Annotated in this window: 11 protein-coding genes; 1 reads left to right on the top strand and 10 read right to left on the bottom strand. The window is 68.9% G+C overall.

Features of this window, described 5'->3' with window-relative positions:
- Positions 1-15: 15 nt before the first annotated feature.
- Positions 16-798 (bottom strand): substrate-binding domain-containing protein, encoded by a 783-nt coding sequence (locus tag KU887_RS32410; protein ID WP_006481888.1) that lies wholly within the window; start codon positions 796-798, stop codon positions 16-18.
- 58 nt (positions 799-856) lie between these two features.
- The gene (locus tag KU887_RS32405; RefSeq protein WP_006481900.1) at positions 857-2,152 is read right to left on the bottom strand and encodes an MFS transporter; all 1,296 of its coding nucleotides are present in this window, start codon (positions 2,150-2,152) and stop codon (positions 857-859) included.
- Between the two features lie 325 nt (positions 2,153-2,477).
- Here KU887_RS32405 and KU887_RS32400 point away from each other — a divergent pair, with 325 nt between their 5' ends.
- On the top strand, positions 2,478-3,998 hold the full coding sequence (locus KU887_RS32400; protein WP_034203518.1) for a diguanylate cyclase: 1,521 nt from the start codon (positions 2,478-2,480) through the stop codon (positions 3,996-3,998).
- Between the two features lie 105 nt (positions 3,999-4,103).
- On the opposite strand, the gene KU887_RS32395 is transcribed toward KU887_RS32400, so the two are convergent.
- The 8 genes from KU887_RS32395 to KU887_RS32360 all read right to left on the bottom strand — a co-directional run bounded on the left by KU887_RS32395 (position 4,104) and on the right by KU887_RS32360 (position 13,862).
- Positions 4,104-5,291, bottom strand: a complete 1,188-nt coding sequence (locus KU887_RS32395) for a M20 aminoacylase family protein (RefSeq protein WP_006498169.1) — start codon at positions 5,289-5,291, stop codon at positions 4,104-4,106.
- A gap of 69 nt (positions 5,292-5,360) precedes the next feature.
- Positions 5,361-6,830, bottom strand: a complete 1,470-nt coding sequence (locus KU887_RS32390) for an aldehyde dehydrogenase family protein (RefSeq protein WP_048987325.1) — start codon at positions 6,828-6,830, stop codon at positions 5,361-5,363.
- Positions 6,831-6,923: 93 nt separating this feature from the next.
- The gene (locus tag KU887_RS32385; protein WP_006498167.1) at positions 6,924-8,249 is read right to left on the bottom strand and encodes an FAD-binding oxidoreductase; all 1,326 of its coding nucleotides are present in this window, start codon (positions 8,247-8,249) and stop codon (positions 6,924-6,926) included.
- A 2-nt stretch (positions 8,250-8,251) separates the two neighbouring features.
- Positions 8,252-8,986, bottom strand: coding sequence for a cupin domain-containing protein (locus KU887_RS32380; RefSeq protein WP_012493729.1), 735 nt, complete (start codon positions 8,984-8,986; stop codon positions 8,252-8,254).
- Between the two features lie 119 nt (positions 8,987-9,105).
- Positions 9,106-9,537, bottom strand: a complete 432-nt coding sequence (locus KU887_RS32375) for a helix-turn-helix domain-containing protein (protein WP_006481886.1) — start codon at positions 9,535-9,537, stop codon at positions 9,106-9,108.
- Positions 9,538-9,560: 23 nt separating this feature from the next.
- Positions 9,561-10,895 (bottom strand): FAD-binding oxidoreductase, encoded by a 1,335-nt coding sequence (locus tag KU887_RS32370; RefSeq protein ID WP_080322676.1) that lies wholly within the window; start codon positions 10,893-10,895, stop codon positions 9,561-9,563.
- Between the two features lie 139 nt (positions 10,896-11,034).
- Positions 11,035-12,903: an ABC transporter ATP-binding protein gene (locus KU887_RS32365; RefSeq protein WP_058903943.1), complete on the bottom strand. Its 1,869-nt coding sequence runs from the start codon at positions 12,901-12,903 to the stop codon at positions 11,035-11,037.
- A complete protein-coding gene (locus KU887_RS32360; RefSeq protein WP_012493727.1) occupies positions 12,903-13,862 on the bottom strand; it encodes an ABC transporter permease in 960 nt (319 codons plus the stop codon). The genes KU887_RS32365 and KU887_RS32360 overlap by 1 nt, the downstream gene beginning before the upstream one ends.
- Between the last annotated feature and the right edge of the window lie 5 nt (positions 13,863-13,867).

Below are 13,867 nucleotides of genomic sequence, written 5' to 3'. Positions count from 1 at the left end.
TCCCGTCTCTCCGGCTCAATGAGCCGAAACCGAATCGAGCCCGGTCGATTTCACGTCGCCCTGCACGTCGGGCGATGCGAGATAGTCGAGCAACGCCTTCGCTTCCTGCGGATGCTGCGCGCCGACCGGAATGCCGGCGGCGAAGCGCGTGACGGATTGCAGCGATTCGGGAATCTTGCCGACGAAGGTCGCCCCCTTGACGGGCAGCAGCTCGCTGACCTGCTGGAAGCCGATTTCGTAGTCGCCGTTCGCGACCACCGACGCCACCGGAATCCGCGGGATCATCTTCGCCTTCGACTTCACCTGCTCGTCGATGCCGAGCTTCTTGAACAGTTCGCGCTCGATATACACGCCGCTCGCGCTGTCCGAATAGGCGATCGACTTCGCGTGCAGCAGCACCTGCTTGAGGCCTTCGGCCGTGCTGATGTCGGGCTTGGCCGCGCCGTCGCGCACGACCATGCCGATGCGCGAGTCGGCCAGATCGACGCGGGACCCCGGGATCACCTTGCCCTGCTTGATCAGATCGTCCAGCGCGTAGCCGACCATGATGACGGCGTCGGCGGGCTCGCCGCGCGCGAGCCGGTTCGGAATCGCTTCGGGCGACTTGCCCATCGACGGACCCAGCGCGGTGTCGAGCGTATTGCCGGTCGTCGACGCGAACCGGGGGCCGAGCACCTTGTAGGCGGCGGTGAAGCCGCCCGAGCTCATCACGTGCAGCTCGGCGGCCTGGACGTTGGCCGCCACCGCCGCGGTGGCGACGAGCGCGGTCGCGCAGCATTTCAGGAGCAGATTTCTCATGGTTGGTCGTGGTCGTACGAATGCGTGGGTGGGATGAACGTTCCGGCCGGGCCGGACATCAATGCGCCGGCGTCAACGTCGCGGCGTGCCGGCGATAGAGCGCGAACGTCGCCAGCAGCGCGCACACCGCGGCGAAGCTCATCCAGTAGCCCGGTGCGGCCTTGTCGCCGGTCATGTGAATGAGCCCGGTCGAGATGGCCGGCGTGAAGCCCCCGAACACGGCCGTCGCGAGGCTGTAGGCGAGCGAGAAGCCCGCGACCCGCACCTGCACCGGCATCACCTCCGTGAGCGCGACGACCATCGCACCGTTGTAGATGCCGTACATGAACGAGAGCCAGAGCAGCACGAGCAGCATGTGGGCGAACGACGGCGCGTGCGCAAGGAACGACAGCGCCGGGTAGGCGGTCGCGACGGTGAGCATCGTCATGCCGACCAGCAGCGGCCGGCGGCCGATCCGGTCGGACAGCGCGCCGCCGATCGGCAGCCACACGAAGTTCGACACGCCGACGCAGAGCGTCACGAGCAGGCTGTCGGCGGTGCTCAGGTGCAGCACCGTCTTGCCGAAGGTCGGCGCGTAGACGGTGATCAGATAGAAGCTCGTGGTGGTCATCGCGACCAGCATCATGCCGGCGACCACGACGCCCCAGTTCTGGACCAGCGTACCGAACACTTCCTTCATGCCCGGACGATGCTTGCGTGCCTTGAATTCCTGGGTTTCCTCCAGGTTGCGGCGCAGCATGAAGATGAACGGCACGATCATGCAGCCGACGAAGAACGGCACGCGCCATCCCCAGGCGGCGATCTGCGATGCGCTCAGCCACTGATTGAGCGCGAAACCGAGGGCCGCCGCGATGACGATCGCCACCTGCTGGCTCGCCGATTGCCAGCTCGTGAAGAAGCCCTTGCGGCCAGGCGTCGCCAGCTCGGCCAGATAGACCGAGACGCCGCCCAGTTCGGCGCCTGCGGAGAAGCCCTGCAGCAGCCGGCCGATCAGCACGAGCACGGGCGCCAGCAGCCCGATCGTCGCGTAGCCCGGCACGAACGCGATCAGGATGGTGCCGCTCGCCATGATGGACAGCGTGACGATCAGGCCCTTGCGGCGGCCGACCTCGTCGATGTACGCGCCGAGCACGATCGCGCCCAGCGGCCGCATCAGGAAGCCGGCGCCGAACACGGCGAAGGTCATCATCAACGACGCGAACTCGCTTTGCGCGGGGAAGAAGACGTTGGCGATCTGCGTGGCGTAGAAGCCGAACAGGAAGAAGTCGAACTGCTCGAGAAAATTGCCGGCCGTGACGCGAAAGATCGCGGCGGCCTTCGAGCGTTCGGCCGGAAGGCTGGACGAGGGATGCATCGAGGGTGTCTCCTGAAAATCCTGGAATACGCGGGAGGGACTGGTCTGATTGTCGTTTTCCGGCATGTTGGCGCGGTATCGCTCAAACGATAAGTGCGATTTTTGGAACGATTGATGCAGTGTCGTTATCAATCGGCGCACGCCGCGTCGGTCCGGACGGCACTCGAGCATCTCGCTGCGAGGCCGCATACGTTTGCGTCGCCGTGCGATGCCGCCATCGTCGGCGGGCCATCACGCGGGCCTCGATTTTTTGTTAACCGTGCCGTTAACGAGAATTTGACCGGCGCCGGCGCCATTGCAGCCGGCGTCCCAAACGAGCGCGAGCATGCCCGCATTCACTTCGATCGAGAAAATCGCCGACTGGGCCGGACGCAACCCGCTCGTCGTCGGTGCGTTGGGCACGCTGATGTCGCTCGCGGCGCTCGGGATCAGCGCGGTGACGCTGTGGGCCGCGCGCAGCGAGGTCGTCGAGCACGCGCACGAGACGTCGCGCAACGTCGCGGCCGTGCTGGCGAGCCAGATCTCGAGGACGGTCGAAACGTCGAACAACGCGCTGATCGCGCTGACCGTCGATCTCGGCAAGCCGTCCGTACAGCGCATGGACGCCGGATTGCGGCACGACCTGCTGTTCGAGCGCACCGCGGCGCAGTACGTGACCGGCATGGGCGTGACCGACCGGCACGGCCGGTTGATCGACGGCTGCTGCAGCGCGACCCATCGCTGGGACTTCAGCGATCGCGATTACTTCAAGGTCCATCGCGATGCGGACAATCTCGGTCTCTACGTCTCCCAGCCCTATCGCGCGCGCTCGCGCGGCGACAAGGAGTCCATCGCGCTGTCGCGGCGCATCGAGCGGCCGGATCACGGGTTCGACGGGATCGCGGTCGTCGCCATCGATCTCGCCTATTTCGAGCAGCTTCTGTCCCGCCTCGATGTCGGGCCGAACGGGGTCAGCGCGATCGTGCGCGCGGACGGCACGATCCTCGCGAGAAACCCGTCGTTGAACGACGGCCAGATGAGCCGCCTGCGTCGTTCGACATCCTTCAAGCGGATGGTGAACAGCGAATCGGGCTTCTATCCCGCGCGATCGAGCATCGACGGCACCATGCGGTTGTATACCTACCAGCGGATACCGGGCACCCCGCTGATCGCGGTCGTCGCGCCGGCCGAAAGCGACGTGCTGGCCGGCATCCGGCGCCTGTCGTGGACGGTCGGCGTGTCGGCATCCGTGATCGGCGCATCGTTCTGCGCGGTGGTCTGGCTGCTGGCCTTCGCATTGCGGGACAACTTCCGCAAGCAGACGCTGCTGACCGACCTCACCCGCACCGATCCGCTGACCGGGCTGCACAATCGCCGCGCGCTCGATACCGCGCTGGCCGACGAATGGGAACGGCTGCAGCGCGGCAGCGGCGGCAGCCTCTCGGTGCTGTTCATCGACGCCGATCACTTCAAGCAGTACAACGACCGGCACGGGCACGCGCTGGGCGACACGGCGCTGCGCTTTCTCGCCGAATGCATCCGCGCGCATACGCGGCGGCGCGGCGACCTCGCCGCGCGCTATGGCGGCGAGGAGTTCGTCGCGGTGTTGCCGGATACCGATGAAAACGGGGCCGCGCGGGTCGCCGACGCGATTCGCCGCGAAGTCGAACGCAACCGGCTCGACGGGTTTGCGGAAACGGTTCCGCCCTTCACCGTCAGCATCGGCTGCGCGACCAGCCGGCGCGCACGGCATGCGTCGGTGCATGCGCTGACGCACGACGCGGACATGGCGCTCTACCGAGCGAAGCGCGAAGGAAGGAATCGTGTGCGTCGCGCGCAGGCGGAGCCGGTCGCGCAGCCGGCGTGAAGCGGGGAAAAGGCATCGGCGCGTGGCGTTCGCCCGGCGGTGCGCCGCGACCAGACGACGCCCGACAGACCAGCCGTCAACCGGCCCTCCCCCCGCCCCGACGCATCACGACGAGCGCATGAAGTAATGCTGCGCCAGCTCGACCCAGTACCGGACCCCGGCCGGAATGATGTCGTCGTTGAAGTCGTATTTCGGATGATGCAGCGATGGTGCCGTCGCGCCGTCCTGCGCATTGCCGATCAGCACGTACGCGCCCGGCCGCTCCTCCAGCATGAAGCCGAAGTCTTCGGACGTCATGTTCGGCGGCACGTCGCGGGACAGGCGTTCGTCGCCGAACGTCGCGCGAATCACCGCTTCGCACAGCGCCGTCTCGGCCGGCGTATTGACCGTCGCCGGATAGTACTGAAAAAACTCGACGTCGACCTGCGCACCATACGCATGCGCCAACCCCTCGCACGCAAGCCGGACGTCGCGCTGCAACTGCTGCTGCAATGCCGACGACAACGTGCGAATCGTGCCGCGCAGCTCGGCGGTGTCGGGAATCACGTTGTCGGTCGTGCCCGCATGGAACATGCAGACGGAAATGACCGCCGGATCCACCGGGTCCTTGTGCCGCGCGGCGATGGTCTGGCACTGCAGCACCATCGAGCACGCGAGCGGCACGGGATCGATGCCCAGATGCGGCTGCGCCGCGTGCGCGCCCTTGCCCGTGACCGTGATCCTGAAGCGCGAGCCGGCAGCCATGATCGGGCCGGTACGCAATCCGAAATGCCCGGCCGGCAACCCGGGCCAGTTGTGCATGCCGAATACCGCTTCCGTCGGGTATCGCTCGAACAGCCCGTCGTCGATCATCCGGCGCGCGCCCGCGCCGCCCTCTTCGCCCGGCTGAAACACGAAATGGACGGTGCCGGGCAACTGCGGCATTGCCTTCAGCACGCGCGCGGCGCCGAGCAACATCACGGTATGGCCGTCATGGCCGCACGCGTGCATGATTCCGTGCGTGCAAGATGCATGCGCGAAGTCGTTGGCTTCGTGGATCGGCAATGCGTCCAGATCGGCGCGCAGCACGATGCCGCGGCCCGGGTCCGTGCCGGGCAGGCTCGCCACCACGCCCGTGCCGCCCAGCCCGCGCGACACCGCATAGCCGAGCGCCTCGAGCTCGCGGGCGACGACGTCGGCGGTCCGGTGTTCTTCGAATCGCAACTCGGGATGCGCATGCAGGTCGCGGCGCAGCTTTGCCCAGTGCGCGTGATGCGCGTGCAGCGACGGGACGGGAGTGACGGGGTTGTCCAATTTAGGCACCTTCGGAAAGTAGCGGGCTCGCAGCCGTCATGCCGGCGCGTGTCGCGCGCGGCGGCTGGGTCAGTCGTAACAGCCGACGATCGACTTGATCTCCATGTATTCCTCCATCCCTTCGATCCCGTACTCGCGGCCGTTGCCCGACTGCTTGTACCCGCCGAACGGCGCCTGCGGATCCCAGGCCGGGTAGTTCAGATGCACCTGCCCCGCCCGGATGCGGGCGGCCACCGCGCGGACGTGTTCCTTGTCGGTGCCTTGCACATGCGCGCCGAGCCCGTAGACCGTGTCGTTCGCGATGGCGACCGCTTCGTCGACGGTGTCGTACGGCAGGATCGCGAGCACCGGGCCGAAGATCTCCTGCTGCGCGATCGCCATGTCGGTGCGCACGTCGGAGAAAATCGTCGGCCGCGCATAAAAGCCGCGGTCGAGCCCCGCGGGTCGGCCGGGGCCGCCGGCGATCAGTTTCGCGCGTTCGTCGATGCCCACGTCGATCATCTGTGCAACGCGGCCGAACTGCGCGCGATTGGCCAGCGGCCCGTGCGTGGTTGCGTCGTCGAACGGATCGCCGACGACGAGTCCCTGCATCGCCGCGACGGCCAGCGCCTCCACCACGCCGAGCACGGCGCGCGGCACGATCATGCGGGTCGGCGCGCTGCACGACTGCCCCATGTTGCGGAACGCGGCGGCCACGCCGGGCGGGATCGCACGCGACAGGTCCGCATCCGGCAACACGATATTCGGCGACTTGCCGCCCAGCTCCTGCGCGACGCGCTTGACGGTGGTGGCGGCCGCCTGCGCCACCAGCACGCCGGCCCGCGTCGATCCGGTGATCGACACCATGTCGACCTCCGGGTGCGACGCAAGCGCGGCCCCCACGGTTTCGCCGCTGCCGCTCACGAGATTGAAGACGCCGGCGGGCACGCCCGCATCGGCAATCACTTCCGCGAACAGCAGCGCGCTGAGCGGCGACAGCTCGCTCGGCTTGAGCACGACCGTGCAGCCGGCTGCGAGCGCCGGCCCGACCTTCGCGGTGATCTGGTAGATCGGCCAGTTCCACGGCGTGATCAGCGCGCACACGCCGATCGGCTCGCGGGCGACCGCGGTCGTCCCGCGCCGCTCGACGAACGGGTAGCGCGCGAGGTTGTCGCGTGCGACCCGGATATGTTCGGCCGCGAGCGGCACGTGCGCGCCGCGTGCATAGCCGAGCGGCGCACCCATCTCCAGCGCGAGTGCCGTGGCGAACAACTCGGCGCGTTCCAGCATCAACGCACGGATGCGGTCGAGCAGCACGGCGCGTTCCTGGGGTGAAGTCGCGGACCAGCGTTCGAACGCGTGGCGCGCGGCCTGCACCGCGCGATCGGCGTCATGTGCGTTCCCGAGCGGGATCTCGCACAGCGTGTCTTCCGTGGACGGGCTGACGACCGCGAACCGGTCACGGCCGTCGGGCATGACCCAGTCGCCGTCGATGAAGAACCGATCCAGCCTTCCGGCTTGCATCAGGCGATGAACCGGTGAATTGACGGGGGAATGCATGGCAGGAATATCCTTGAGTCGATACCGTGCGTCGACGCACGGCGAAGGCCGTGATGAGCCGAAGCAGCGGTCGGAACGCGTCGCGGCCGCCCGCTAGAAATCCGCGACCTTGCCCCACGCGGATTCGGCGAACCGGCTGGGCCGATACGGCGCCGGATCGACGAGCGGTTGCGCACCGGTCGCGAGATCCGCGATCAGGTGCCCGGCGCCCGGGCCGATCCCGAAGCCGTGCCCCGAAAACCCGGCCGCGAGGATCAGCCCCGGCACGCCCGGCACTTCGCCGATGCCCGGCACGCCGTCCGGCGTGCTGTCGACGAAGCCGGCCCACGCGTGCGTGATCCTCGCTTCGCGCAGCTCGGGCAACAGTTCGGCCGCGCGGCGGTAGGTTTCGGCGACCGTCGGCATGTCGGGCTTCGGATCCAGGATGCGCACCGCCTCCATCGGCGTCGGCGCGTCGAGGCGCCAGCGCTTCAGCGTTTCGTGGCCGCCGCGCACGCCTTCGAGACCGCCCGGCAGCAGGTTGCGCCAGCGCTTCGCGAACATCGGCACGAATTGCGGCGCGAAGCGCAGGAACTGCGGCGTCAGGTCCACGCGCGCGCGGCCGCTGATCGCCAATGCATAGCGTCCGTCGCTGCGTCGCGTCACGGACACGCCGGATGTGTACATCGCTTCCGGCAGCGGTGTTTCGACGGGTGACACGCTCAGGATCGACTGACGGATCGACGCCTGCGGAAACCGGATGCCGAGCTGCCGGCAGAACGACGACGCCCATGCGCCGCCGGCCATCACGACCGTGCGCGTCTTGATGACGCCGGCCTCGGTGACGACGCCGGCGACTCGGCCGCCCTCCAGCTCGATGCCGCGCGCCGCGCAGTGCTGGTGGACGCTGCCGCCCAGCTTGATCAGCGCGGCGGCCACGGCCGGCGCGGCCTTTCCGGGGTCGGCCGTGCCGTCGGTCGGCGAGAACACGCCGCCCTTCCACTGCCGCCCGGTCGCCCGTCCACGCTCGGCGGCCTGCTTGCTGTCGAGCATATACGTGGTCACGCCCGCGGTCTTCGCGAATTCGCCCCAGCTGGCCCAGCGGGACAGCTCGGCGTCGTCATTGCTCAGATACAGCAACCCGCAGCGATGAAAGCCCGTGTCTTCGCCGGATTCGGCGGCGAATCGTTCCCACAGATCGATGCTCTTGCTGGCCATCGGCAACTCGCGCGCGTCGCGGTTCTGCTGCCGGCACCAGCCCCAGTTGCGGCTCGACTGTTCGGCGCCGATGCGGCCCTTCTCGACGAGCGCGACCGATACGCCGCGGCGGGCCAGATAGTAGGCGGTGAAGACGCCGATGATGCCGCCGCCGATCACGACGACGTCGGCCGCGGCCGGCGGCGTGGACAAGGTTTCGATATGACGCAACGGAGGGGACATGTTCAGTCTCGCTCGACGGGGGCGTTGACGGTCTGCATCACGTAGAACTTCGCGACGCGTTCGCTGCTTTCCCACCCGATCGACGCGCCGCGCGGCACGAACAGCGCATCGCCGGCGCCGAGCGCCAGCACGCTGCCGTCGGGCGCGGCGAACCGTACGCCGCCGTCCAGCAGGAACATGAACTCGTTGGCGCGATGCGGCCGGACGATCCGGTGATACGGCGTCGAATCCCACGTGCCCGCGCAGTACCCGGCTGCGTCGTCGGTGAACACGTTGTCGCTGCGGCATTGCGGCGCGGGGCCGAGCAGCACCTCGGCCGGCAGCGTCGCGGACGGCTTGAAGTCCGCGTCGGCGTACAGCGCGAAGAGACCTTGCTTCGTCGGTGTCTCGCACGCCGCCGCGCAGAACGTCAGCCGCACGGGCGCTTGCGCGGCGATGCGCAACGCGGTGCCGCAGCCGATGACGGCACCCTGTCGCGGACCGAGCACCAGCGGCGCGGCGCCGGCCGCTTCGAGCGTCAACTCGCCTTCGACGACGACGAGGGTTTCGACGTGCGGAAAGCTCGCCACGTCCAGCGCGCCCACGAAGGCGATGCGCCCGGCGGCCATCGCGTCGGGGCCTTCCCACGCAATCTCGCGATGCGCCGCGAACGGATCGCTCGCGCCGAACCCCTGCTGGCGGAAGGCGGTGGAAGACGGTGCGCCGTCGGCCCGGTGCAACACGAAAACTGCGGTCATTTCTGCTCCTGTGCAATGCGTGGCGACCTGGTTCGAAGCCGTCACGCGATATCGGAAATCGTCGTTCGCCGGCGCTCCTGCCGGAACGCCTCGGCGGCGCATGTCGTCCATGCGTGCGCCTATGCCGCGTGACACGACGCTTCGCGGCGTTCGCCGCGCACGCGCGTCGATGGCGCTCGCACCGGCGCGCCGGCCGTTCGGGCGACCACGTAGTCGCGCGGCGTGATCCCGAGCACGCGCCGGAAATGCCGGCACAGGTGGCTCTGATCGAAGAAGCCGACGTCGGTCGCGACGATCGACGGCGCGAGACCCGCGCGCAGCAGGTCCTGCGCCCGCCGCACTCGCACGAGACACAGATACCGGTGCGGCGACAGACCGGTTTCGCTGCGAAAGCGCGCGGTGAAACGCGACACGCTCAACCCGGCCACCGCCGCGAGCGTGTCGAGGTTCAGCGGCTGCGCGAACGACGCGTCGATCGTGCGCAGCACGTCGCCGATCGCCGGCGACACGGGCCGCGCGACACGCGGCGAGCCCACGAATTGCACTGTCATGTCGAATTCTCCCGGCGCTCGCTTCAATGCAGGAAATCCTGCATCCGGTAATACGCGCCGACGAGCGGCAGGAACCACGCGTGCCCGAAATGGCCGGGTATCGCCGGCCAGTCGAGTGCGCGCCACGGGTTCGACGCGGCCGCGCCATACAGCACGTCGGCCATCACGCGGCCCATGTGCACCGACATCTGCACGCCGTGCCCGCTGTAGCCCATCGAGTAATAGAGCCCGTCGTGCTGGCCCGCGCGCGGCAGCCGGTCGGCGGTGATGTCGACCAGCCCGCCCCAGCAATAGTCGAGCCGCACGCCGGCCAGCTCGGGGAAATAGCCGGCCATGCCGGCGCGCAGGATGTCGCCGCTCTTCGCGTCGGAGCGCGGGCTCGACATCGCGAAACGCGCGCGGCCACCGAACAGCAGCCGGTTGTCGGGCGTCACGCGAAAATAGTTGCCGATCTGGCGCGACGTCACGTACGCACGGCGCTGCGGAAACAGCCGGTTCAACTGCGCGTCGGGCAGCGGCTCGGTCACGACGATGAAGCTGCCGACCGGCGCGATGCGTCGCCGGAACCATGCGAACGGCCCGTGCTGCGACGCGCCGGTCGCGACCAGCACGCGATCGGCGACGATCGTGCCGCGCGTGCAGGTGATCCGGTGGCGCTCGCCGTCCAGCCGGTCGAGCCGTGTGACGGCCGCTTGCTCGTACACGCGTGCGCCGGCCCGCACGGCCGCTTGCGCGAGCCCGACGCCGAACTTGCCCATGTGCATCTGCGCGCCGTTGCGCTGCAGGAGCCCGCCGTAAAAGCCGTCGGACGCGATTTCATCGCGGATCCGCGACGGCTCGATCAGCTCGATGTCCGGATCGACGTCGCGCCGCAACGCATTGAAGGTCTTTTCGAGCCCCGCGAAATGCTGCGGTTTCGCGGCGAGCTTCAGCTTGCCCGTTCGCCGGAAATCGCAGTCGATCGCCTGTTCGGTGACGATCGTCTCGACGCTCTTCACCGCGCTTTCGTACGCGAGATAAAACTGCTTTGCCTGCGCGGCGCCGATGCGCGCGGCCAGCGACGCGTAGTCCTGTGCGACGCCCGTATTGCACTGGCCGCCGTTGCGGCCGGACGCTTCGCCCGCGACCTGCGCGGCTTCGAGCACGACCACCGAGACGCCGCGCTGCGCGAGCGCGAGCGCCGCCGACAAGCCGGTGAAACCGCCACCGATGACGACCACGTCGGCCTGCCCCTCGACGGGCCCGACGCTGCCCGCGCGAAACGCGGGACGGGTATCCAGCCAGTACGATTCCAGTTTCATCGGATTCTTCTCGAGCATTCCCGCAACGACGATCGGCGACCGTTCAATGCGAATCATTTAATCACCGTCAAAAACCGCAGTTGCCGCGTATTCGCGCGCGGCACGCGTACAAATCGCCGTTTTGCGCGACCGCCGCAGCAGACTATGCGGCGGGCCGTTCACCGCGCCGCGCGACGCACGGTTCGCGCGCCACGGACTACAGCTGCACCGGCGTGACACCCGCGGGCGCCGGCTCCGCCTGAAAGCGCGCGAGATCCTCCTCGCTGCGATGGCACAGCACCTGCGCGCCGTTCCCGAGTGTGCGCAGCGACGGGGCCGTGCGGTTGCACACGCCGTCCACGCGCATCGCGCAGCGCGACAGGAACGGACACAGCTCGGCCTCGTGCTCGCGCTCGCCGATCGGCACCAGCGGACGATGGCAGCGCTCGGCCGCATCGTCGAGCCAGCCCGCGCGCAATTCCGGCGCGGACGACACCAGCAGATGCGAATACGGGTGATAAGGCGGCGCGCACAGCGCGTCGCGGCTGCCCGTCTCCACGCGGCGGCCCGCATACAGCACGACGATGTCGTCGCTGATCGCGCGCACCTTCGCGATGTCGTGCGTGATGAACACGTACGACACGCCGAGCTTCGCCTGCAGGTCGCGCAGCAGTTCGATGATCGCGGCGCCGACCACGGTGTCGAGCGCCGACGTGACCTCGTCGCACAGGATCAGGTCGGGTTCGGCGGCGAGCGCCCGCGCGAGATTCACGCGCTGCTTCTGCCCGCCGGACAATTCGCCGGTACGCCGCGCGGCCACCGCCGGCGGCAGCCGCACGAGTTCGAGCAGTTCCGCGACGCGCTGCCGCGCACGCGCGCCCTTGATCCCGTGATAGAACGCGAGCGGTCGCGCGAGCGTGCGCTCGACGGTATGCACCGGATTGAGCGCGGTATCGGCGTTCTGGAACACGATCTGCACGCGGCGATGCTGCTCCTTCGTCCGTTTGCCGATATCGCGCGCGAGCGGCACGCCGTCGAGCAGGATCTCGCCGCCGGTCGCCGGAACGAGGCCCGCGATCACCTTCGCGAGCGTCGTCTTGCCGGAACCGGATTCGCCGATCACGCCGACGGTCTGCCCGCGCCCGATGCGCAGGTCGACTTCATGCAGGATCACCTTCGCGGGCCAGCCGTTCGCCGCGCGGCCGCCGTAACCGGCGATCGCGCCGCGCACGTCGAGCAGCGGCGCCGGCGCGGCCGGTCGTTGCACTTCCCCGCCACGTTCGGCATCGTTCGGCGTGACCGCCGCGATCAGGCTCTGCGTGTACGGATGCGTCGGCGCATGCAGGATCTGTTCGGTCGCACCCGCCTCGCGGATCACGCCGTCGCTCAGCACGACGATCCGGTCGGCCATCTGCGCGACCACGGCCAGGTCGTGCGACACGTACACCGCGCTCATCCCGTAGCGCCGGATCACGCGCTTGAACGCCTGCAGCACGTCGATCTGCGTGGTCACGTCGAGCGCGGTGGTCGGCTCGTCGAGGATCACCAGTTCCGGATCGGTGATCAGCGCCATCGCGGCCATCAGCCGCTGCAACTGCCCGCCCGAGACCTGGTGCGGATAGCGCTTGCCGATCGTCTCCGGCTCCGGCAGCGCGAGCGCGCGAAACAGCTCGATCGCCTTCGCCTGCGCGTCGCGCTTCGTCATCGTCTTGTGGATCAGTGCGCTCTCGATCACCTGGTCGAGAATCGTGCGCGACGGATTGAACGCGGCGGCGGCGCTCTGCGCGATATACGCGACCTTGCGGCCGCGCAGCGCGGTCAGCGCCGCGGCGGAAAGCGTGCACACGTCGGAGCCGTCGAGCTTCACCGAGCCGCCGGCGATCCGGCAGCCGGCGCGCGCATGGCCCATCAGCGACAGCGCGATCGTCGTCTTGCCGGAGCCCGATTCGCCGATCAGCGCGAGCACCTCGCCGCGTCCGATGTCGAAGTCGACGCCGTGGACGATCGTCGTTTCCTCGCCGCCCGGCCGGCCGCCGACCACGCGCAGCCCGCGCACCTCGACGAGCGGGTTCGATTCGTGTCGCATCAGTGTCCTCCGGCGGCGCCGGCCGCGCCCTTGCGGCGGCCGCGATGCGGCAGACCGTCGATCAACAGGTTGACGCCCACCGTCAGGATCGCGATCGCGACCGCGGGCATGATCGCGACGGCCGAGCCGTCGCCGAGGCTCGCGATGTTCTCGCGCACGAGCGAGCCGAGGTCCGCATACGGCGGCTGCACGCCAAGGCCGAGAAAGCTGAGGCCGCTCAGCAGCAGCACGACGAACGTGAAGCGCAGCCCGGTATCCGCCAGCATCGGGTGGATCATGTTCGGCAGCATCTCGACGCACGCGATGTACAGCGCGCTCTCGCCGCGCGCCTTTGCCACCTGCACGAATTCGAGCGTGCTGATGTTGACGGCCAGCGCGCGCGCGATCCGGTACGAGCCCGGCATGTAGCTGACCGCGGCTGTGAGCACCAGCAGCGGCAGCGACGAGCCGAACGCGGCGACGAACATCAGCGCGAACATCTTCGACGGAATCGACGTGAGCGCGTCGAGCAGCCGGCTCATCGTCTCGTCGACCGCGCGGCCCGACACGGTCGCGAGCAGCCCGAGCGTCGTGCCGGTCAGCGCGGCGAGCAGCACCGCGGCCAGCGCGAGCAGCACGGTCAGCCGCGTGCCGTACAGGATGCGGCTCAGCATGTCGCGGCCGAGGAAGTCGGAACCGAACGGCAGCTTCGCACCGAACGGCGCGAATACATCCGGCGTGACGATCGCGCCGACGTCGTGCGGCGCGAGCAGCGGCGCGAACACCGCGATGAACAGCATCAGGCCGACCATCGACAGGCCGACGCGGCCGCCGGTCGTCAGCCTGATGCGTGCGCCGCGGCGCTTGCGGGGCTGGTCGGGGGACGGCGCGGCGGGCGGCGTCGCGCCTCCCCACGGCGCGCGCGGTTCGCCTGACGGCGGCAGCGCGCTGCTGCGATGAACGGGTTCGGTCGGGTGCATGGGCG

The organism is Burkholderia sp. EMB26, from assembly GCF_024730645.1.
Classification (GTDB): domain Bacteria; phylum Pseudomonadota; class Gammaproteobacteria; order Burkholderiales; family Burkholderiaceae; genus Burkholderia; species Burkholderia cenocepacia.
Note: the sequence above shows the minus strand (reverse complement) of the source record. Positions and strands in the feature narration are given on the sequence as shown.

What these genes read in the sequence shown, in the direction of transcription:
- KU887_RS32410 (WP_006481888.1), bottom strand. Translation starts at nt 798, where the DNA reads ATGAGAAATCTGCTCCTGAAATGCTGCGCGACCGCGCTCGTCGCCACC.
- KU887_RS32405 (WP_006481900.1), bottom strand. Translation starts at nt 2,152, where the DNA reads ATGCATCCCTCGTCCAGCCTTCCGGCCGAACGCTCGAAGGCCGCCGCG.
- KU887_RS32400 (WP_034203518.1), top strand. Translation starts at nt 2,478, where the DNA reads ATGCCCGCATTCACTTCGATCGAGAAAATCGCCGACTGGGCCGGACGC.
- KU887_RS32390 (WP_048987325.1), bottom strand. Translation starts at nt 6,830, where the DNA reads ATGCATTCCCCCGTCAATTCACCGGTTCATCGCCTGATGCAAGCCGGA.
- KU887_RS32385 (WP_006498167.1), bottom strand. Translation starts at nt 8,249, where the DNA reads ATGTCCCCTCCGTTGCGTCATATCGAAACCTTGTCCACGCCGCCGGCC.
- KU887_RS32380 (WP_012493729.1), bottom strand. Translation starts at nt 8,986, where the DNA reads ATGACCGCAGTTTTCGTGTTGCACCGGGCCGACGGCGCACCGTCTTCC.
- KU887_RS32375 (WP_006481886.1), bottom strand. Translation starts at nt 9,537, where the DNA reads ATGACAGTGCAATTCGTGGGCTCGCCGCGTGTCGCGCGGCCCGTGTCG.
- KU887_RS32370 (WP_080322676.1), bottom strand. Translation starts at nt 10,895, where the DNA reads ATGATTCGCATTGAACGGTCGCCGATCGTCGTTGCGGGAATGCTCGAG.
- KU887_RS32365 (WP_058903943.1), bottom strand. Translation starts at nt 12,903, where the DNA reads ATGCGACACGAATCGAACCCGCTCGTCGAGGTGCGCGGGCTGCGCGTG.
- KU887_RS32360 (WP_012493727.1), bottom strand. Translation starts at nt 13,862, where the DNA reads ATGCACCCGACCGAACCCGTTCATCGCAGCAGCGCGCTGCCGCCGTCA.